The sequence below is a fragment of the Ruegeria sp. HKCCA0370 genome (assembly GCF_013033705.1).
Classification (GTDB): domain Bacteria; phylum Pseudomonadota; class Alphaproteobacteria; order Rhodobacterales; family Rhodobacteraceae; genus Ruegeria.
Window position 1 is genome coordinate 24,571 of sequence record NZ_WQEP01000016.1, and the last position, 19,309, is coordinate 43,879.

At 56.5% G+C, this 19,309-nt stretch carries 17 protein-coding genes and 1 pseudogene; 13 read left to right on the top strand and 5 right to left on the bottom strand.

The genetic code is table 11. The features are described 5' to 3' along the window. Positions 1–15: 15 nt before the first annotated feature. Positions 16–480 (bottom strand): NUDIX hydrolase, encoded by a 465-nt coding sequence (locus GOW31_RS20735; RefSeq protein WP_171120775.1) that lies wholly within the window; start codon positions 478–480, stop codon positions 16–18. Between the two features lie 271 nt (positions 481–751). Here GOW31_RS20735 and GOW31_RS20740 point away from each other — a divergent pair, with 271 nt between their 5' ends. From GOW31_RS20740 to GOW31_RS20765, 6 genes are read left to right on the top strand one after another with little or no spacing between them, the layout of a single operon-like run. After that, positions 752–1,534 (top strand): DeoR/GlpR family DNA-binding transcription regulator, encoded by a 783-nt coding sequence (locus GOW31_RS20740; RefSeq protein ID WP_254441781.1) that lies wholly within the window; start codon positions 752–754, stop codon positions 1,532–1,534. A 58-nt stretch (positions 1,535–1,592) separates the two neighbouring features. After that, complete coding sequence (gene phnD, locus GOW31_RS20745; RefSeq protein ID WP_171172652.1) at positions 1,593–2,567, top strand: phosphate/phosphite/phosphonate ABC transporter substrate-binding protein; 975 nt, start codon at positions 1,593–1,595, stop codon at positions 2,565–2,567. 60 nt (positions 2,568–2,627) lie between these two features. Continuing rightward, positions 2,628–3,422, top strand: coding sequence for a phosphonate ABC transporter ATP-binding protein (gene phnC / locus GOW31_RS20750; RefSeq protein WP_171172653.1), 795 nt, complete (start codon positions 2,628–2,630; stop codon positions 3,420–3,422). Then, the gene (gene phnE, locus GOW31_RS20755; RefSeq protein ID WP_171120782.1) at positions 3,419–4,234 is read left to right on the top strand and encodes a phosphonate ABC transporter, permease protein PhnE; all 816 of its coding nucleotides are present in this window, start codon (positions 3,419–3,421) and stop codon (positions 4,232–4,234) included. Before phnC ends, phnE (GOW31_RS20755) begins: the two co-directional genes overlap by 4 nt. Continuing rightward, on the top strand, positions 4,234–5,049 hold the full coding sequence (gene phnE, locus GOW31_RS20760; RefSeq protein WP_171120783.1) for a phosphonate ABC transporter, permease protein PhnE: 816 nt from the start codon (positions 4,234–4,236) through the stop codon (positions 5,047–5,049). The genes phnE (GOW31_RS20755) and phnE (GOW31_RS20760) overlap by 1 nt, the downstream gene beginning before the upstream one ends. Further along, positions 5,013–5,951, top strand: coding sequence for an HAD family hydrolase (locus tag GOW31_RS20765; protein WP_171172654.1), 939 nt, complete (start codon positions 5,013–5,015; stop codon positions 5,949–5,951). The genes phnE (GOW31_RS20760) and GOW31_RS20765 overlap by 37 nt, the downstream gene beginning before the upstream one ends. A gap of 973 nt (positions 5,952–6,924) precedes the next feature. Here the strand turns inward: GOW31_RS20765 and GOW31_RS20770 are convergent. Both GOW31_RS20770 and GOW31_RS20775 read right to left on the bottom strand, forming a co-directional pair. Then, entirely contained in the window at positions 6,925–7,422 is a 498-nt protein-coding gene (locus GOW31_RS20770) for a hypothetical protein (protein WP_152457395.1), read from the bottom strand. After that, the gene (locus tag GOW31_RS20775; protein WP_171172655.1) at positions 7,415–8,005 is read right to left on the bottom strand and encodes a response regulator transcription factor; all 591 of its coding nucleotides are present in this window, start codon (positions 8,003–8,005) and stop codon (positions 7,415–7,417) included. Before GOW31_RS20775 ends, GOW31_RS20770 begins: the two co-directional genes overlap by 8 nt. 763 nt (positions 8,006–8,768) lie before the next feature. On the opposite strand from GOW31_RS20775, the gene GOW31_RS20780 reads away from it, so the two are divergent. From GOW31_RS20780 to GOW31_RS20805, 6 genes are all read left to right on the top strand, one after another. Beyond that, entirely contained in the window at positions 8,769–11,051 is a 2,283-nt protein-coding gene (locus tag GOW31_RS20780; RefSeq protein WP_171120791.1) for a hypothetical protein, read from the top strand. Positions 11,052–11,182: 131 nt separating this feature from the next. After that, positions 11,183–13,123: a type I secretion protein gene (locus GOW31_RS20785; protein ID WP_171172656.1), complete on the top strand. Its 1,941-nt coding sequence runs from the start codon at positions 11,183–11,185 to the stop codon at positions 13,121–13,123. A 38-nt stretch (positions 13,124–13,161) separates the two neighbouring features. Beyond that, positions 13,162–15,378 carry a type I secretion system permease/ATPase gene (locus GOW31_RS20790; protein WP_171172657.1) on the top strand — a complete coding sequence of 739 codons (2,217 nt, stop codon included), beginning with the start codon at positions 13,162–13,164 and terminating at the stop codon, positions 15,376–15,378. Positions 15,379–15,380: 2 nt separating this feature from the next. Further along, entirely contained in the window at positions 15,381–16,733 is a 1,353-nt protein-coding gene (locus GOW31_RS20795; protein WP_171172658.1) for an HlyD family type I secretion periplasmic adaptor subunit, read from the top strand. A gap of 79 nt (positions 16,734–16,812) precedes the next feature. Next, complete coding sequence (locus GOW31_RS20800) at positions 16,813–17,190, top strand: rhodanese-like domain-containing protein (RefSeq protein ID WP_171172659.1); 378 nt, start codon at positions 16,813–16,815, stop codon at positions 17,188–17,190. 93 nt (positions 17,191–17,283) lie between these two features. Continuing rightward, complete coding sequence (locus GOW31_RS20805; protein WP_152457401.1) at positions 17,284–17,469, top strand: hypothetical protein; 186 nt, start codon at positions 17,284–17,286, stop codon at positions 17,467–17,469. Here the strand turns inward: GOW31_RS20805 and GOW31_RS20810 are convergent, their stop codons facing one another. After that, positions 17,470–18,228: an alpha/beta fold hydrolase gene (locus GOW31_RS20810; protein ID WP_171172660.1), complete on the bottom strand. Its 759-nt coding sequence runs from the start codon at positions 18,226–18,228 to the stop codon at positions 17,470–17,472. Positions 18,229–18,319: 91 nt separating this feature from the next. Here GOW31_RS20810 and GOW31_RS20815 point away from each other — a divergent pair, with 91 nt between their 5' ends. Then, the gene (locus tag GOW31_RS20815; RefSeq protein ID WP_171172661.1) at positions 18,320–18,694 is read left to right on the top strand and encodes a hypothetical protein; all 375 of its coding nucleotides are present in this window, start codon (positions 18,320–18,322) and stop codon (positions 18,692–18,694) included. A gap of 273 nt (positions 18,695–18,967) precedes the next feature. Here GOW31_RS20815 and glyA read toward each other — a convergent pair. Then, positions 18,968–19,309, bottom strand: a pseudogene (gene glyA, locus GOW31_RS20820) (serine hydroxymethyltransferase); the annotation flags it as partial.

The window sequence follows — 19,309 nt, forward strand, 5'->3', positions numbered from 1 at the left end:
CTTTCATGCCCTTCCTCATGCAGCCTGTCGAAGTTTCTTTATGACAATTTTGACTTCTGGATTGTCTGTCAGATTGTTCAGTAAATCTGACAGGTCGCTTTCTTGAACCAACTTTGCGGCCTTTGCCGGTGAAAACCAGTGACGCGTACGTTCACCTTTTTCCTTCCAGCGTCGCTTCAGTTTTTCGACGACCATCGGATAAAGGGTGACGCGGCAGCGAACGCTGCTTTGCCCCTCGTATCGTTTATCATAGAAAAAATGACCGATTGGCCGTTTCGATATGGTGCCGACGGCGCCAGCTTCTTCTTGCGCTTCGATTTCAGCAGCTTGCCATGGTTTTTTGCCGTCCATTAGCCAGCCCTTCGGGATAACCCACCGGCCGGTGTCCCGCGAAGTGACCATAAGAACGCGCAACTTGCCAGTCTTGTCCCAGCGCATCGGAAGCGCCGCAATCTGATCTGCCGTTTCGCTGTCGCTCATGCCGCCTCTCAATGCCACACGATCAAGAACCAAAAGGAAGCTGTCTTGTTGGCAAGTTGGCCGGTCAACGCTTTGCCTTGGCTCGTATTCTGAATTTGATCAGCCTGTGCATCTTTGCTTTGCGCTTCGAAATACTTGTGTTCGCTCGAATTCTCACAACCTTCCGAGGGTTATGCAACAAAAAATATTGCATTATGACCGAAAGCCCACAAAAGTGGATTTCGAAACCTAGTCGGGTCGTCGGATGTCCAAAACTAAAACGCGCGGCAAAATGTCTGAAAAGAACCACAGCCGGGTAAAGAAATCCGACCGGCGCCAGCAGATATTGCTGGAACTGAAGCTGCGCCCGCACGTTCGCATCAACGAACTGGCGCAGCGGTTCAACGTCTCCACCGAGACGGTTCGCAGAGACTTCGATGCTCTGTCGAATGATGGCTTGATAGCGCGGGCACACGGGGGGGCATCGGCCGCCGCGCAAGGGCACTATCCGGGTCTGGATGAACGAACAAACGCACAGGTTGAGGAGCGCGAACGGATAGGTGCGACAGCGGCAGAACTGATCCAGAGCGGTGAAACGGTCATGATCGATTCCGGCTCGACCACAATCGAAATGGCACGTGCACTGGCTTATATTGGCACATCTTGCACCGTAATCACCAATTCCATTCCCGTAGCCATGACCCTTGGCCATGGGGCTGCACAAGTGCTGTTATGCCCGGGGGAATACTTGGCAACTGAGTCTGCAACGATCGGAACCGAGACGCTGGAGTTTCTGTCCCGTTTCAACGTCGACAGGTGCATGATTGGTTCCTCGGGGTTTTCGACCGATGGACCTTCAGAAACAGTGCGCGGCTTTGCGGCAATAAAGAGGGCAATGCTGTCGCGCGCCCAGAAACGGCACCTTCTTGTTGATTCCGGGAAGTTCGGCCGGAAAGGCCTGTCTCAAGTAGGGGACCTTGACGACCTGGATTCAATAGTCACCGACAAAAAACCAACAGGAGAATTGCGTAACGCCATTGAAAGCGCCCGGGTCGACGTTCTCGTCGCCGGGTAGATATGAAATGACTGATTAACGGCGGATAAAAAGCACCGCACTTGACTGGGAGGAAAACATGAAGATCGATATCAAACTATTGCTTGGGGCATCTGCAATCGCGCTCATGTCGATAAGTGGAACGGCGTCGGCGCAGGATTGTCCACGCGGTGACTTGGACGAGCGTTTTTGTGATGCCGACGGGGATTTGATCGCGGATATCCCCACAGATCCTTCCGAGCAGATAGATCCTGACACTTTGATTTTTGCCTATACGCCGGTTGAAGATCCCGCCGTATACAAAACCGCGTGGTCAGATTTTCTTGACCATTTGAAAGCGGAAACTGGCAAGGACGTCGTCTTTTTCCCTGTTCAAAACAACGCGGCCCAGATCGAGGCGATGCGTTCGGGGCGTTTGCACATTGCAGGCTTCAACACCGGTTCCAACCCACTTGCGGTAAACTGCGCCGGGTTCCGTCCGTTCACGATCATGGCTTCGAAGGACGGAAATTTTGGTTACGAGATGGAGATCATCACCTATCCGGGTTCGGGCATCGAAAAGGTCGAAGACATCAAGGGGAAGCAACTGGCTTTCACATCGCCTACATCCAACTCGGGATTCAAAGCGCCCTCGGCGATCCTGAAAAGCGATTTTGATCTTCTGCCCGAACGCGATTTCGAACCTGTCTACTCGGGCAAGCACGACAACTCGATCCTGGGTGTAGCCAACAAGGATTACCTGGCGGCTTCGATCGCGAATTCGGTAAAATCCCGGATGATCTCGCGCGATGTGATCAAGGAAGATGATGTCGTTACGATCTACAAGTCGCAGACCTTCCCGACCACAGGGTTTGGGACCGTCTACAACCTGACGCCCGAGCTGCAGGAAAAGATCCGCAATGCCTTCTTCAATTTCGATTGGGAGGGGACGACACTTGAAGCTGAGTTCTCAAAATCAAACGAAGGCCAATTCCTCGAGATGACCTATCAGGAGTTCTGGGACGTCATTCGTAAAATTGACGCAGCAAATGGCGTTTCCTACGCCTGCCAATAACCTTTCACTAATCCGGCGGGCCTGAAAGGGCCCGCTGTTCACCCTAATCTGGGGCATTTCATGCTGCGTCTTCAAAAGCTGACGAAAACATACAAGACCGGAGATCAGGCGCTGAAGGCGATTGATCTTGACGTTCCAAAAGGACAGGTTCTTGCATTGATCGGGCCTTCGGGCGCGGGCAAATCGACCATGATCCGCTGTGTCAACCGGTTGGTTGAACCGACAAGCGGCGGTGTCCTTCTGGATGACGTTGACGTGACCAAACTCGGCTCGGGAGCGTTGCGGAAAGCACGCCGCGAAATGGGTATGATCTTTCAGGAATATGCTTTGGTCGAACGCCTCACTGTGATGGAAAACGTATTGTCCGGCAGGCTGGGATACGTGGGATTCTGGCGCAGCTTCCTAAGACGGTATCCGCAATCGGATGTGGACGAAGCCTTCCGCTTGCTCGATCGGGTGGGGCTGTTGCACATGGCGGATAAACGGGCGGATGAACTGTCGGGTGGTCAACGCCAAAGGGTGGGCATCTGCCGCGCCTTGATTCAAAACCCGAAACTGTTGCTGGTTGATGAGCCAACTGCGTCGCTGGACCCCAAAACCAGCCGTCAGATAATGCGGCTAATCACCGAGTTATGTCAGGAACGCGGATTGGCAGCCATTATCAATATCCATGATGTGGCGCTCGCTCAGATGTTTGTTCCGCGCGTCGTGGGGCTCCGATTTGGCGAAATTGTGTATGATGGGCTTCCCACCGGCCTTACCCCTGAGAAGCTGACCGAGATCTATGGGGAAGAGGACTGGGAAGCAACCATCGAAAAAGTGGACGAAGATGAAGATGTCGAGGCCGCAGAATGAGCCATCGAGAACTGGACGACATGCTGGGAAAAGGCTGGCGTAAACCTGCCTTTGTCAAGAACCCAGTGCTCCGCTGGGCATTGCTCCTTGGATTTTTCGCCTACCTGATCGCAGCCTTTATGACCATCGAAGTCGATTGGGGTCGTGTCTATGAAGGGCTGGATCGCGGCTGGGCGTTTGTGCTTGCATTCACCAGCCCAGACTTCATTTCACGGTGGTCAGATATTTGGAGCGGCCTTCTGGAGAGTATCGTGATGACCGTGGCCGCGTCGGTCGTGGGTATCCTGATATCGATCCCGATTGGGCTGGGGGCTGCACGCAACATCGCGCCATTGCCAGTCTATATGATTTGCCGAGGCATTGTTGCGATAAGCCGGGCATTGCAAGAGATCATCGTTGCCATATTGCTTGTGGCGATCTTCGGCTTTGGCCCGTTGGCCGGATTTCTGACGCTTTCCTTCGCCACCATAGGGTTTCTTTCGAAACTTCTGGCCGAAGATATCGAAGCCATGGACAAGGTTCAGGCCGAGGCGATCAAGGCCTCTGGAGCGCGTTGGCCACAATGGATCAACTATGGAGTTCAGCCGCAAGTGATGCCGCGACTTGTGGGCCTTTCCATGTATCGGATCGACATCAACTTCCGGGAAAGCGCGATCCTCGGGCTCGTGGGGGCTGGCGGAATTGGTGCGACTTTGAACACCGCATTCGACCGCTATGAATACGACACCGCGGCGGCCATTCTCATTCTGATCATCGGCATCGTGATGGCTCTGGAATACCTTTCGGGGATTATTCGAGCGAGGGTTCAGTAATGCCGATACTTGAACGCGACGATGCGCAAATCTGGCGTCGCCGGACAACAGGTCAGAGCTTGGTTCGTTGGTTCGGCTGGCTGTTGGGCGTGGCGATCTTTGTTTACTGCTGGCAGCTGATTTCGGAATCGACCACTTGGTTTTTCGTCTGGGACGCGCCCCGCATCGCCAATGATATCTGGACCCGGGCAACGCCTCCCAAATGGGAGTACATCACCCAACTGGGCCGCCCGATTTGGGACACTCTGAACATTGCCACCCTGGGAACAATCATCGCCCTATGCATGGCAGTGCCCGTTGCCTTTTTGGCGGCCCGCAACACCACGCCGTCGGCTTTGTTCATACGGCCGATTGCCCTGTTGGTCATTGTCTCGACTCGCTCTATCAACTCGTTGATCTGGGCGCTTCTTCTGATCGCGATTATTGGTCCCGGAGTGTTCGCCGGTGTCATAGCAATCGCCATTCGTTCAATCGGGTTTTGCGCAAAGCTTCTTTACGAAGCGATTGAGGAGATTGATCACACGCAGGTCGAAGCAATAACGGCAACCGGTGCTTCACGCTGGCAGGTAATGGCCTATGGGATCGTACCGCAAATCCTGCCCGCGTTTGCAGGCATTGCTGTTTTCCGTTGGGATATCAACATCCGCGAATCCACGGTGCTCGGGCTAGTTGGAGCCGGAGGTATCGGGTTGCAATTGTCGGCTTCGCTCAACGTTCTGGCTTGGCCACAAGTCAGCCTGATCCTGATTGTCATTCTCGTCGCGGTTATGATCAGCGAATGGGTTTCGGCGAAGGTACGAGGAGCCATCATTTGACCGGTTTCTCTGTGCAAGATGCTTTTGACGCCTACGAGGCTGTACGACATCGCCTGCCGCAAACCAGATCTACTGAATTGAACTATCGCCAGGCGGACACGCTGGAGGACATAGCTCATGAGTTTGACGTGTTCCTCCTCGATGCTTTCGGGGTTCTCAATATTGGCGATACGGCAATCCCGGATACGCCAGAACGGGTCAGGTCGCTGACAGCCGCTGGCAAACGTGTTCTGATCGTGTCGAATGCCGCCGGGTTTCCCCACGCAACTCTTATGGAGAAGTACAATAGGCTTGGTTACGATTTCGCACCACAAGACGTGATCACCAGCCGGGCCACGTTGTTGTCTGAACTGAACGGCCAAAGTGATTTGCAGTGGGGGTTGATGGCGGCTCCCAGTGCCGGCCTTCGCGATCTGGAGGGGCTGAAACTGTCCTATCTGGAGGATGACCCGAAGCCCTACGAAACCGTCGACGGGTTCTTGTTGATCGGGTCAGCGGTTTGGACTGAAGCACGACAAGCCATGTTGGAGGCCACTTTGCAAGAGCGTCCCCGCCCGGTATTGGTCGGCAACCCTGACATTGTCGCTCCGCGCGAGTACGGTTTTTCCAAGGAACCCGGTCTTTACGCGCACCGGTTGGCAGACCGGACAGGCGTCGCCCCTCAGTTCTTTGGAAAGCCTTTTGCCAATATCTATGATCTTGCTTTCCAATGTCTCGGGCACATCGACAAGTCTCGGGTTCTGATGGTGGGCGACAGCCTGCACACCGACATACTGGGCGCACGAGAAGCAGGCATAGCTTCCGCCCTCATCTCGGGATACGGTTTCTTCGCAGGGCATGATGTTAAAGCAGCGATCATAAAGGCAGGGATAGTCCCAAACTTTGTCGTAAGCCGGCCTTGATTCTAAGGCGTCACCCTTAGATGCGTTTTCCTGTTAACGCTTACTCGTATGTCGGCTGACACCGCGTGGCAAACATGCCGACCATATACATGCAGTGCCACGTGTGAGCGGCGGCTTTGGAAAACTCCTCCGCAACCACAGAACTCTGAACTCATGTCTGGATTGGACTGTTATCACACATCCCAACAAACTGACGTATCGGCCGCTTTGACCGCAATTCGCAGCATATCTCAATCAGGTTCACGGCCTCAGTCCACAGCGGGTTTCAGAAACCGTGTACTTTTTCCATTAGCTTTTTATGGGTTCTTTCGAGACCGTTCACAAGTCGCCGTCTATCTCATCGAATCAAGTCCCCGAACCAGCGACCGCGCGCACCGTCGCCGCGCAGCCGTTTCTTGAACCGATCAAACGCGATGAGCGCCATGTCCTCAAATGTCGGGTCGTTCGGGTTGTTTTCTGCATCAAGACGCCGGAGCTCAAGTTCCGCAATCGGATCGTCGTCGCGTTCCGTTTTAGAGGACCATTTTTTCGTTCTGTGCGCGCATCAAACAGGGACATGTCAGGGAAAGATCCAATCCCCCATCCTGGCGCTTGCCGTTGTCTTAGAACCGATAGAACCAGCGACTGCCGTTCTGCGACTTCTTGAGAAAGAGCCCGCCACTGTATTGAACAACGATACAAAGCGCGGCATTTATTACCTGCGCTGCTGATAGTCGGTTTTCGTCTCTTGCTTTAACTGCCCCACATTTTCAGCGCGGTGCTTTCCCAAATTCTGTTGCAGTGTCCTGCAGGTGACGGACTAATTTAATAATAATATTAAGTTCTTAGGGTCTATATGCAGCATGTTGTACAAGCCGCATCGTGCTCACCGCCCGTACCAAAAAGAATAAGAAAAATGCCGTGACTTATGTGTGCGTGGCAGAACGCACGGGAGCTGCAAAGCCCCCCATAATACTCTGCTGTGCAACTATGCTTAAACCGGAAACCCCAATTGTCGGATCAGTTTCCAAATGTCCCTGTTCGCGGCTGACAGCTGATCAACGACTGCTTCGATCTGGAGCAGAGCATTGTCGTCCACGGTATCTTCGCGGCCGAGTTTTATGTCGGTTTTTCGGTCAGCGATCCGCATAAGGATCGTTTTCGGGTTTCCGCTTTCAGGGTCGAAGGAATAGATGCAATGGTTGTACTTGTTGCGGATGCCAGAAAGCTTGGCCAGCCTTTGCGTATGTTCAAGGATCGGATCTCGGAGCTGGGCAGGGCGCCCTTCCATTTTTGCAAGTCTTTCAACCAGATCTATTCGCGCGCGGGTGGTGTTCAAAGTCAGAAAGATGATTACGGCCACGTCCTTGGACGTTCCAGTCAGGCCAGCGATCAGATGGATCAGCAGGCTCTCGGTGTTTGTCCACATGTAGTTCAGCCTGCCGACCAAAAGGATCAGGCGGTCGAACCGGGCTTCAAAGGGATCAGTCAAGGGCGGTCTGCTGCGCCTCATGAGGCGCAACCTCGAAATAGAAATGAGCAGCCGCCGTCCGGTTGCTGACGCCAATCTTTCCGACAACGTTATGCATGTGCAGCTTGACCGTGTGTTCCGTGATGCCCAGCTTGGCCGCAATCAATTTGTTGCTTTTGCCTTCTGAGACCAGTTGCAAAACCTGTTTTTCGCGGCGTGTCAGCTTGGAGTACTGTGCGTGCCGATCCGCGCCGTTGGATGTAATTGTCTCCCGTTGCCGTGGTCTCTCGGGCGCGCGCTGACAGGGGGTTGAAACACAGTCAGCCAGAAAGCTGGGAAGATAAAGTTCCTCGTGCATCAGCAGTCTGAGGATGGCGCGCCACGCGTCCGGTGCCACGTTCATCGGTAGAAAGCCAACATCTCCAAACTGCGCGCGGTTCCAGCCTTCGAACAGGTGCCGGGCCGATTCCTCTTTGCGATAGGCGAAGGCAAGACAGCCGGAACCTGCACTTTTGGTGTATGCATTTGGGCGCGCCAACAGGTCTTCGATCAACATCTGATCCACGACGACGATCTTGCCGCTGTCCGGAACACTTGCACGCATAGCCTCGAGTGTTTCGAAGCGAAAAGCGCGGACACCAAACTCGGTTTGAACGCTTCTTAGGGTTTGATTTGAATAGAATAGTTCTTTCCCGAGGAAGACAATTGAAAAATCTTCTGAATAAAAACTCTGATTGCCAGATTCATTGTTCAAAGACTCACTCATTATATTCCCTCACAAAACGGGGTTAATCGGAAATGGCTTTATCGAAATGGAATTACCGGTGTAAAAGTAGTTAACTAATCAAAGAATTACGTGAGGTTTATTGTAGCTGAAAACGTGATTTTCTACAACCAGACGGTATAGTTCAAGTGCCTTAGATATAGAACTATTGTTTAGGTTTTTCGGTGTGGCATTGTGTAACCAGCGGAAACAATTGCATTATTTTTTATTGCTTTCTTAATTTAGAACTTTTTGTTCCAGCCCGGCGAAAGTTCCGCAATATTCTCAAAATAAACATAAAAAACAATAGTTTATCCTCATCAGAACTTTCAGTTAGCTAGTCGCAAGCGTGCGTCGCTGCGAACATGGTCAGGCTTTAATTGTGAAAGCGTCTGTCCCTGCCGCGCCCGTTCCTTGCGCATTTCAGCATCGATTGTGAACGGCCGCGTATTCGGCTTAGCCGGGAAAGGAGGTGGCCTCAGAAAAACTACCGTGAACCGCATTCAGCGTGCTTGAACGCTGTGCGGGTATTTTAGTTTCAATCACGCCCGTTGCCGCTTTGTAGATGAATGGCGGTCAGGCGTTCCAGAAATGGGAATTTGTTATGAGACGCAATGTTAATAATACAAACGTAACGACCGTTGACGAAATCGTTGTCGAAAACCTGGATGCTCCGGTGGATGTTGAAATTCAGGTTGATGAGGCTCTTGTCGAAGCTGATGTGACTGCGCAGCAACAGCAGCAGGACCAGAATGTAGAGAACGCCAACGAACAGGGTCAGGATCAGGGTCAGGACCAAGGCCAGGATCAAGACCAGGGTCAGGATCAGGACCAAGGTCAGGATCAGGACCAGGGTCAGGATCAAGACCAGACGCTTAATGCCGGCGACAACACCAACGACAACTCCAACAGCAACTCAATCAATATCGATTTCGGTGGCGGTGAGTGGATTCCGCGCGACGATGATCAGGTTGATCTGGACCTCGGCGATTCGGCGACAGTGGGTGACGTGATCACTGCTGGTCGCGATCTGACCTATGATCCAGGCGATGACATGAATCTGGATATCTCGATGGACGGCGCCGGAACGGCAATGTCATCCGTGAACAGCCAGGTCGCCAGCCTGAGCGACGACGACACGCTTGATTCACCGACCGTATCCAACAACGCCGACTTCACCCAGAACGGCGATGCCAATGGTGGCACGGCAACTGCGGCTGAAGGTATCAGCTCGGATGCCGGCGGTGGAAAATCGGGCGACGGTGGAACCAGCTACGGTGGCGCGGCCGATTCATCAACCTTGGGCAGCCACGCGTGGGCTGACGGTGGCGATACCGGCAGTGCGGATGCCGATTCCAGCGCTGGTCGGGGCGGATCGACCGGTGACGCAAGCAATGCCAGCAATGGTGTTGGTATGGCGGGCGCAGGATCCGACGGTGACAGTGCCGGTGGAGATGGCGGTGCCGCAGATGGCTCAGCCTCGTCCGACAATGATGGCAGCACAAGTGCCGATGGCAGCGGAACCGGCGGAGCCGGCGGCAGCGCGGATTCGTTTGGTCTGGGTCTGGGCTTGGGTCTGTCCGGTTCGAACGCAGCCGGTAACGCAAACGGCGGCGACAGCGATTCCGACTCGACCGGAACCGGGACCGGAACGGCGGACAACGCTGCGGACGCGTCCGGCGCGGACGGTGGCGATGGTAATGCTGCGGCAGATGGTTCGGCTTCGAACACAAGCGACAGCAACACTGATGCAAATGATGCCACTGCGGGTGACAACACTGCGGACGGCTCTGCTGACAGCGGCGCAGACAGCTCGGCTGACGGCTCTGGCGGAACCGGAACCGGTGGTGACGGATCCGGCGGTGACGGCACTGGTGGTGACGGCACCGGTGGCGACGGCACTGGCGGCGACGGCGAAGGTGGATTCGGCGCGATGGTCGAAGCTGCAATCATGGCTCTGCAGGAAGAGCTGGGCATGATTGACGCCGAAGCAGGCGAAGGCGGCGACGGAACCGGCGGTGACGGCACCGGTGGCGACGGCACGGCCGGCGACGGTTCAGGTGGCGACGGCTCGGGCGGCGACGGCTCCGGTGGGACCGCTGACGCGGATTCCGATGCTCAGGGTGTTGGCGATCAGTCGGCAAGCGGGCCGGATATCGACCAGAGCCCGGGCGACGTGAACGGCGCGGCCAGCAACTCGCAAGACACCGACGGAAGCGGCGGTGACGGCGGGTCGAACGCAGCAGATGGCGCAGCGGATGCGGCCGGTACCGGAACATCGGCTGCCGACGGCGACGGCGGTGCGGGCGGTAGCACAACGCCAACATCATCGTCTACCGGCAACGGAGCCGGGTCTGCCGACGCGGCCAATACCGCAGGCAACGGCGGAGCTGCCGACATCTTCGGAGACGCCGACACAAACGGTGCGGCTGACAGCTTGGCCGAAGCAATTGCCGGATACGGCGGCGAAGGCAGTTCCGACAATGATGCCACATCGACTGGGTCGGGCGACGCAGCTGGTGCGGCTGACTCGGGCAACGGTGGTGCCGGTGGCGCATCCGCCGCGAACGGTGGAACCAGCGGAGCTTCGATGGGCACTGCAACGTCAGGCGATACCATGGGTGGCATGATCACCGGTGGTAACGGTGGCGGCGCCTATTCAGGTGACGGTGGTGCCGGCGGCAATGGTGGTGCCTGGGGCGCGAACAATGGTGGCGATGGCATCGTGACCGGTGAGTCCTATGCATCGGCGGCAGCTGTTGTTGATACGTCTGCGTTCAACCAGTCGATCATCATGGGCGCCAACGTCCTGGGCAACACGGTCGATACGACCATGGTGGGTGGTTCGATGAACATGTCCCACGCCAGCGACGACACGGACGTTTAAGTCAAAAGGCGGGGCTCGCATTTTCGGGCCTTGCTACCTTTCGAAAATGCCGGGGCCGCAAAACGCGGCCCCGGCCCAACTGAACCCAAAGCGGAAATTACGAGCCGCCGCGGGCAAAAAGGATAACCGACATGGCACTTGACGGTATTACGGAAACGATAGCGCATTTTGTTGGAACTTTTGAGCTTACGATAGAACAAGCCCGCCTGAGGGATCAGTACGAGGAATTCAGCGCCCTGAGGCGTAAAGCCGAAATAGACGGGCTTGACGAGCCTACCTCGATCAACATCAAAGCTGATCTGGATGTCCCGGCGGGCGAATACAAAGCCCTGCCATTCAATTTTCTTCCCTCTCAACCAGAACTTCCGTTGCCGAAGGCTCCTGTCGGGCCGGTGCATGAGTCGGTCATCATCCTCAATGGTGACAGCGCGGAATCCACGCGATTTGTTCCAGACAGCGTATCCGGCCCGTCTTCTTCACCTGAACTGATTATTCTGCGACCGGATACGGTGCCATTGGGTTCGGCAATGACGTTCACCGTGCAAAAGGTGGTCATGCGCGACAACGACACGGTGGGGGAAGGGGACTTTCGCGATACCGAGGCGCTGATCGCCCAGGGCGAAGAGATGATGGACATGGCGCTGTCGCTTCATGCCATGGCAGCCCCTTCGCTTTCGCTCGCGGATTACAAGTCGACCGAAATGCTCGAGGCGCTGGCCGAACAGATGTTGGCCCCGGCAAACGCGAATATCGACGGGGTCACGGTACATCAGTTTCATGGCAATGATGCGTTGGGGGTGATCGTAAACGGTAAGTACGTTGAAGAAGCTCCGATATGGACAGACATCCTGCCTGCGTTCCATCAGCCGGATGAAGCCGGAGAGAATGAGGCAGAGGCCATGCTTCCGGCCGAGTGGGATCAGTCGAAAGATCCTGACTTTGACGACGGACACCTGGTCGTGACCGGAGGGAACCTTGCGATCAATGCTGTCTCGGCATCTGTAGGTTGGGTTGATGCCCCCTATATCGCCGTCGGAGGGCAGGCGATCAGCCTGACCGCCATCAGCCAGGTTGCGCTTGTGTCAGATTGGGATGTGGGGGCACCGGGAACGGGCAGCGGCACCAATGTGATTCAGTCCTCGAAGATCGAAGTCGAAGGCCGAGATGCCCCCTGGCTGGACAATGGCGCCGGAACAACCGGACAGCCTGACTTTATCGTTGTGGATTGGGTCCACGGTGATCTGGTTGTGGCCAACTTCGTCAAGCAAGTTATCGACGCCACGGATATCGACAACATACAGACCGAGATTTCGGCCGCATCGACCTTGTACGCGCTGGGCGACAACGAAATGTTCAATGTCACCGACATCGTGCAGCTGGGCAGTTTTTACGACCTGATCATGATCGACGGGAATATGATTTCCGTGGACATGTTGTACCAGACCAACGCCCTGATGGATGACGATATCATCAGCGGCGGTATGCCCGGCGCAATGGCCGGAGATGATGAAAACGTGATCATGAATGACGCGTCGGTCAAAACCGTAGGCGCAGATACACATCAGGATTTGCAGCAGAACCTGTCCGACGCCATGGCGCTTGATCAAACGGATGTGGATGCGTTGGAGAATGCGCTGCTCAACGATCCCTTGTTCGCAGGGATGGAGCAGTTGCGCGTGCTCAAGATCGACGGAGACTTGTTGCAGGTGAACATCGTTGAACAGGTCACCATGATGCTGGATCAGGATCAAATTGACCTGTCCGGTCCCAGTGCCGCCGATACCGATGTCGTCGCAGGCAGCAACGCCCTTTTGAACTCCGTCAATCTGACCAAAATGGGTGTGGATTCGACGGTTATGGCCGCTGACGGATCTTATTCTGACCTGCTGCTTCATCAGGCCAGCCTGATTGACGTGCCGGACAACCAGGAAATCACAGATATGACCAACGAGGCGATCGCCGCAATCATGGCGGACATGTCTGTGCCGCAACCGGATGCGGCCCTGGCACTGGACGCACAATCCACTGACACAACGACACCAGATGACGGCCTGCAATCCATGCTGGCCTGACCCCCCAAGTTTTTATCGAGTGACCAGAAGGTTAGTATATGTCGATTGTTTTTTCGTCGCGCCGTCCACTCTTATCCAGTCCACTGGACAGGCAGGGCGGTTTGGGCCCGAAGCGCCAGCGCGCAGACGGTGGGGCAGATCCAGCGACACAACGGGTCAAAGCCCGGTTGCACCTGACGCAGGAGATGCGCGTGTCTGAGTCAGATCCAGATTCGACGGTTGAAAGCGAAGCGCCACAGCAATCCAAAGACCAAAAACACTCACGCGAACAACGGCGCGCTGATCCTCCCCATCAGCGTGCGCAGCCGCAACCCGCGCAAGATGAAGACCCGGCGGGTGGCGGCAATGGGGTGGCCGATGCCGACGGCCCGGATCCGGCATCCGCCGGGGACTCGACTGCGCGCAAGACCCCCTCTGCACGCGCATCCGGTGAGAACGGCATAGGCACCACGATCGAGGCCAAGGCAAACCAGCCACTGTTGCAAACGAATTCCGGCGGCGGTGATGGGAACGGGCCACCCCAAACCTTCCACAAACGCACCCCGCCCGAAGATTTCCAGCGCACGTTGCGCGTTTCGATGCGGGCGATCCGGCGCAATCTTGCGTTTGTTCTGGTCCTGACCTGCGCCACGAACATCCTGATCCTGGCGATTCCGATCTATCTGTTCCAGATCAGTGACCGTGTTCTGACCAGCCGGTCGCTGGATACGCTGATCATGCTGACGGCCATCGTGGCAGGGGCGGTGATCTTCCAGTCTGCTTTTGATGCGGTGCGGCGGTTCATGCTCATGCGGACAGGGGTTGAAGTGGCGGCCCGGCTGGGCGCACCGGTTCTGAGCGCGGCGGCGCATGCGTCGCTGCACGGAAACGGGCGCGAGTATCAGACACTGGGCGATCTGCAACAGCTTCGTGGTTTTCTGGTCTCGGGCACGCTGCTTTCATTTCTGGACGTGCCGTTTGCACCGCTGTTCATTCTGATGATCTTCCTTGTGCATCCGCAACTGGGCATGATCGTGGTGGTTACTGCGTTGATTCTTATGACGATTGCACTGATCAACCAGAAAACGACTGCCAAGCCGTTTGCCGAGGCCAACAAGGCGCAGTCCATGGCGAACCTGCATCTGGATTCGATGTCTCGCAACAGTCAGATCATTAATGCTCTGGCAATGATACCCGAGGCCGTGCGGATCTGGGGGCGGGATACCGCCCAATCGCTGACCTGGCAGGTGCGGGCACAGGACCGCAACGTGATCTTCGCTGCAATCTCGCGCGCCGTTCGCCTTTTGACGCAGATCGGAATTCTGGGTTGGGGCGCGTTTCTGGCGCTGCAAGGAGAGATCACAGGCGGTATGGTGATTGCGGCCTCGATCATTGCTGGGCGTGCCTTTGCGCCGATTGAAGGTTCGATTGAAGGATGGAACAGCTATCTGCTGACGCGCGGAGCTTACGGCCGGATCAAGGCGCTTCTGTCGACCTCGGCCCTGCAATACGAAAAACTGCGTCTGCCCCGCCCCGAAGGTCGGCTGGATGTCGAACGTCTGCTCTATGTACCGGGCGGAACCAAACGCGTGATTCTGAACGGCATCACGTTCTCGCTGGTTCCCGGCGAAACTTTGGCCATCATCGGCAATTCCGGTGCCGGGAAAACCACGCTTGGGAAAACTCTGGTGGGATCCATTCTGCCCACATCGGGCAGCGTCAGGCTTGACCTGATGGACATCCGAAACTGGGACCCGCGCCAGTTTGGCGAAAGCATCGGCTACCTGCCGCAGGATGTTCAGCTGTTCCCGGGCACGATCAAGGACAATATCGGCCGGATGCGGGCGGATGCCACTGACGAACAGATCCACGATGCCGCCGTTCTGGCCGATGTTCATAACATGATTGCAACGTTGCCGCAGGGATATGAAACCGTGGTGGCCGCTGATGGTTCGCCTTTGTCCGGTGGTCAGAAGCAGCGTATCGCACTGGCACGGGCGTTCTTCGGCAACCCCAGAATGGTTGTGCTGGATGAACCGAATTCAAATCTCGACGTCGCGGGCGACAAGGCGCTGGCATGTGCAATCGAACAGGCACGTCAAAGCAAGATCACCGTTGTCGTCATTACGCAGAAGCCAACGTTGTTGAATGTTGTCGACAAGATCATGCTGCTGACGGATGGGCGTGTGGCCCTGTTCGGTCAGCGTGATCAGGTTCTTCAGCAGATCAACGGGCCGCGCAAGCAGACTGGAATTGAAGGCCAGCAGGGGGGCTGACCATGAATGACCTCGTACCTGTGAACAACTCAGCCAATGAACCAGAAGTCTGGTATGCCGAGGTTCCGCGCTCGATCAACAGGTTGATAGTGATCGGGGTGGTCTTGCTTGTCGTGTGCTTCGGCGGTTTCGGGGTCTGGTCCTTCAGTGCCCCACTGGCCGCAGCGGTCATCGCGCAAGGCAGCTTTGTGGCCACGGGCCGCAACAAGATTGTGCAACATCTTGAAGGCGGGATCATCGAAGACATCAAGGTTGTGGAAGGTCAGGCGGTTCAGGCAGGTCAAGTGTTGATGACCCTGGACCAGACCTCGGCCCAGGCCAATGAGCGTGAATTGCATATTCGCAAGCTGCGCCTTCAGGCCATGACCGAGCGGTTGCTGGCCGAGTACGGGGAACGCGACCGCCTCGTGTTTTCGCAGGCGCTTGTCGAAGCATCAGAAGATCCTGAAGTAATGGCCATTCTGGATGGTCAAAAGCTCAGCTTTGATGTGTCGCGCAAGACGCTGCTGAATGACTTGGCTTTGCTGGAGCGCAATATGGAAGCGCTGAAAATCCGATCCAGCGGATTTGAGGCGCAACTGGATAGCATGGCCCGGCGTGCCGAGATATTGCAGGAGGAATTTGAGGCCAAAAGCCAACTGTTCGAAAAGGGCCTTGTCCGCAAAGGGGAGTTGAACACGATCCGTCGTGTTCAGGCCGAAGCCGAAGGTCAGCAGGCCCGGTTGCAGGCGGAAGCCGCTGAAATCAACCAGATGCTGCTGAAATATGACGAACAGATCGCGCGTACGCGGTCCGCCTATCGTGAGGCCGCACTGGATGAACTGGGCGTGATCGAAGCCGATCTGGAAAGCGTGCGTGAAAAATCCCGACAGGCGCGCAGCGTTCTTGACCGGGCCGTGGTGCGCGCGCCGGTAACCGGAACGGTGGTGCGATTGCATTATCACACGCCGGGCGGTGTGATTGAGACCGGGGAACCGATAGCCGAAATCCTGCCCGCAGATGCGCCCCTGATCATCGAGGCACAGATTCCGCGTACCGAGATTGACAGTGTCGTCACGGGGCAGACCGCCACAGTCCGCCTGATCGCGTTGAACCAACGCACGACGCCTGTTTTGTATGGCGAGGTTTTCTATATCTCGGCCGATGCGCTGCTTGAGGATTCGACCGGTGTTCCGCAGGAAGTCTATCTGGCACGAGTCTCACTGACCCCGGATGAGTTGCAGCGCGTGCGCGGCTTTGTTCCGACACCGGGGATGCCCGCAGAAATCATGATCCAGACCGAGGAGCGCACCTTTGCGGCCTATATCGCCAAACCGGTATCAGACAGCATGTCGCGCGCGTTTCGCGAGCAGTAACACGCGCGTTTCCTTCCATGTCTACACCTTCCAAAATTCGCATGTTAACCTCTGCGCGGTGACGCAAAGGAGAACTCACATGCCGGTGACTGTGAAAGAGATGATGGAGGCGGCCAACGCGGTGGTCGAGCGTATCGATGCGGCCAAGGCAAAGGCGATGACCGAACAGGGCGCGCTACTGTTGGACATTCGCGATGCGAATGAGCTGGAACAGACGGGCCGCGCCGTCGGAGCGCATCATATACCCCGCGGCATGCTGGAGTTTCGGGCAGATGATGCATTGCAATCACATGACCCTGAACTGCGCAAGGATCGCCCCATCGTGTTGTACTGCGCATCAGGCGGGCGCGCGGCTTTGGCCGGAAAACTCCTGAAGGATATGGGATACCAGAGGGTGTACAATCTTGGTGGATTGACGGACTGGGTGAATGGGGGCGGTGAAATCGCCAAATCCTAGCTTCGGAACCGTCTGAAACTGACACAAATCAAAGTACAACACATTCGAATCGTGAAATATTTGGCCGGAAGCCATAAAAAGGAAAGCCCGGCCATGTTTCGCCTTGCCGCTATGCTGTATTCACTGATTGCAACTGCTCTGTCTGGTTCGGCCGTAATCGCCGTGCTGTCGGCCGGAATGGTGTCCGTCAGCGCAATTGTGGGCGCCGCGGCCGCGGGGGCCGTAATCGCAGCTCCGGCATCCTGGATGGTGGCCAGGCGGTTGTATCAAGGCGCTTGATCAGGCGTTCAGGAAGGTCCTGACGGCAGCTTCGAACTCGCGCGGTTTTTCGGCGTGCAGCCAGTGCCCGGCGCCGGGGATCTTGGCAAATCGCGCGCCGGGGAACAGTGCGCGGATTTTGGCCCGATGTTCCGGCAAGACGTAATCTGACTCGGCCCCCGACAGGAACAGCGCGGGGCCTTGCCACTGGGCGTCCAACTCGGGAAAGCCCATGATATTTGGCATCTGGTCCGCCAACACGTCCAGGTTTAGCAGCCAACGCTTTCCCTTGATGTCTAGCGATTGGGTGAAGAAGCTCTGCAATGCTTTTTCAACGCCTTGCTCGGCCAATTGCTGTTCGGCATCCGAGCGGCGTGTAATGCGCGAGAAGTCCACGGCACGCATGGCCTCGATAAATTGAATTTGGCTGTGCGTGTATTTCACCGGCGCAATATCTGCGACCACCAGTTTGTTCACCAGCGCGCCGTGTTGCAGCGCAAGTGTCATCGCGGCCTTGCCGCCCATTGAATGCCCAAGTACGTCCGCCGTCCCGCCGATCCGTTCGATGACCTCGGCGATATCCTGCGCCAGATGTGGATAGTCATGACAAGCGTCCCACGCGCTGTAGGCGTGGTTACGCATATCGACGGCCACAACCTGCCGCTGGTCTGATAGCCGTCTGGCAATCACGCCCCAGTTTCGGGCCGACCCATACAGGCCGTGGGCAATGACAAGGGGCGGTCGGGCGGTCGGTTCGCCATGTATGATGGTGTTCAGCATGTACCGCGTGATACAAGTCACCGCCGGAAACGACCAGCCCCATTGTAGGTCATAGACGCTGCCGCTAGATTGCCTCCGCAGGAGGCCACCAATGGCGCAGGACCCAGACATTCAGACTCGGATCGCCGAAACGGTTGTGTTGCTGCGCGCAAAGCTCGGGTTGCGCGACAAGACGCTCGAGGCATCAATCCGCAAGGCCAAGCGCCGACTGCCGCGGCGCGTCTACAAGCAGGCCTTGATTCTGGCCCGGGCCGAGGCGATGGCTTCTCATCCCAAATTGAGGCTGGTTCTGGACAACCCCAAGCTGATCAAGGCGTCCGACGTGGTGCAGGAACATCTGGGGTCCATCAATCTTGCGGATCGCAGATGGGGTTGGTTCCTTGGCCTGCTGGGGGGGCTGGCCTTCAACATGCTGGCACTGACGACACTTCTGTTGGTTTTTCTGTGGTGGCGCGGCTTGATCTGAGCTTGGATTCTGGACAACGCGCCAAGGTCTGAACATGGCGCAAACCCCTGTGTGCGGTGACATCGAATGCACGGATTCGGTGTGACCAGCTGCGCGAAAGGCTGGTCGGGGCGGAAAAAGCGCGTATTGACCAGAATGGCTTGGGCGACCGTGGGGCCCGGGACCTTGCCCAAAACACCGGATTTGCGCTGGGCGAGATCCAGAACGTTTTCAGGGATCTGACGCAAAAAAACGGCGCCTCATGGCGCCGTTCCGTGTTGGAGGATGGACCAGTTACAGGTTCGGATAGATCGGGAAGCGTGCGCAGAGGTCTGCGACTTCGGCCTTGACCTTAGCTTCGACCGCGTCGTTGCCGTCTTCGCCATTGGCGGCCAGGCCGTCGACCACCTCGATGATCCAGTCGGCGATCTGGCGGAATTCGACCTCGCCGAAGCCGCGGGTGGTGCCGGCGGGTGACCCCAGACGGATGCCCGACGTGATGGTCGGCTTTTCGGGGTCAAACGGCACGCCGTTCTTGTTGCAGGTGATATGCGCGCGACCCAAGGCTTTCTCGGTGGCGTTGCCCTTGACGCCTTTGGGGCGCAGGTCGACCAGCACCACATGGGTGTCGGTGCC

Excerpts from the sequence above, each read along its gene's own strand:
- GOW31_RS20735 (WP_171120775.1), bottom strand. The coding sequence starts at position 480 with ATGAGCGACAGCGAAACGGCAGATCAGATTGCGGCGCTTCCGATGCGC.
- GOW31_RS20740 (WP_254441781.1), top strand. The coding sequence starts at position 752 with ATGTCTGAAAAGAACCACAGCCGGGTAAAGAAATCCGACCGGCGCCAG.
- phnD (WP_171172652.1), top strand. The coding sequence starts at position 1,593 with ATGAAGATCGATATCAAACTATTGCTTGGGGCATCTGCAATCGCGCTC.
- phnC (WP_171172653.1), top strand. The coding sequence starts at position 2,628 with ATGCTGCGTCTTCAAAAGCTGACGAAAACATACAAGACCGGAGATCAG.
- phnE (WP_171120782.1), top strand. The coding sequence starts at position 3,419 with ATGAGCCATCGAGAACTGGACGACATGCTGGGAAAAGGCTGGCGTAAA.
- phnE (WP_171120783.1), top strand. The coding sequence starts at position 4,234 with ATGCCGATACTTGAACGCGACGATGCGCAAATCTGGCGTCGCCGGACA.
- GOW31_RS20765 (WP_171172654.1), top strand. The coding sequence starts at position 5,013 with ATGGGTTTCGGCGAAGGTACGAGGAGCCATCATTTGACCGGTTTCTCT.
- GOW31_RS20775 (WP_171172655.1), bottom strand. The coding sequence starts at position 8,005 with ATGCGTGCAAGTGTTCCGGACAGCGGCAAGATCGTCGTCGTGGATCAG.
- GOW31_RS20780 (WP_171120791.1), top strand. The coding sequence starts at position 8,769 with ATGAGACGCAATGTTAATAATACAAACGTAACGACCGTTGACGAAATC.
- GOW31_RS20785 (WP_171172656.1), top strand. The coding sequence starts at position 11,183 with ATGGCACTTGACGGTATTACGGAAACGATAGCGCATTTTGTTGGAACT.
- GOW31_RS20790 (WP_171172657.1), top strand. The coding sequence starts at position 13,162 with ATGTCGATTGTTTTTTCGTCGCGCCGTCCACTCTTATCCAGTCCACTG.
- GOW31_RS20795 (WP_171172658.1), top strand. The coding sequence starts at position 15,381 with ATGAATGACCTCGTACCTGTGAACAACTCAGCCAATGAACCAGAAGTC.
- GOW31_RS20800 (WP_171172659.1), top strand. The coding sequence starts at position 16,813 with ATGCCGGTGACTGTGAAAGAGATGATGGAGGCGGCCAACGCGGTGGTC.
- GOW31_RS20805 (WP_152457401.1), top strand. The coding sequence starts at position 17,284 with ATGTTTCGCCTTGCCGCTATGCTGTATTCACTGATTGCAACTGCTCTG.
- GOW31_RS20810 (WP_171172660.1), bottom strand. The coding sequence starts at position 18,228 with ATGCTGAACACCATCATACATGGCGAACCGACCGCCCGACCGCCCCTT.
- GOW31_RS20815 (WP_171172661.1), top strand. The coding sequence starts at position 18,320 with ATGGCGCAGGACCCAGACATTCAGACTCGGATCGCCGAAACGGTTGTG.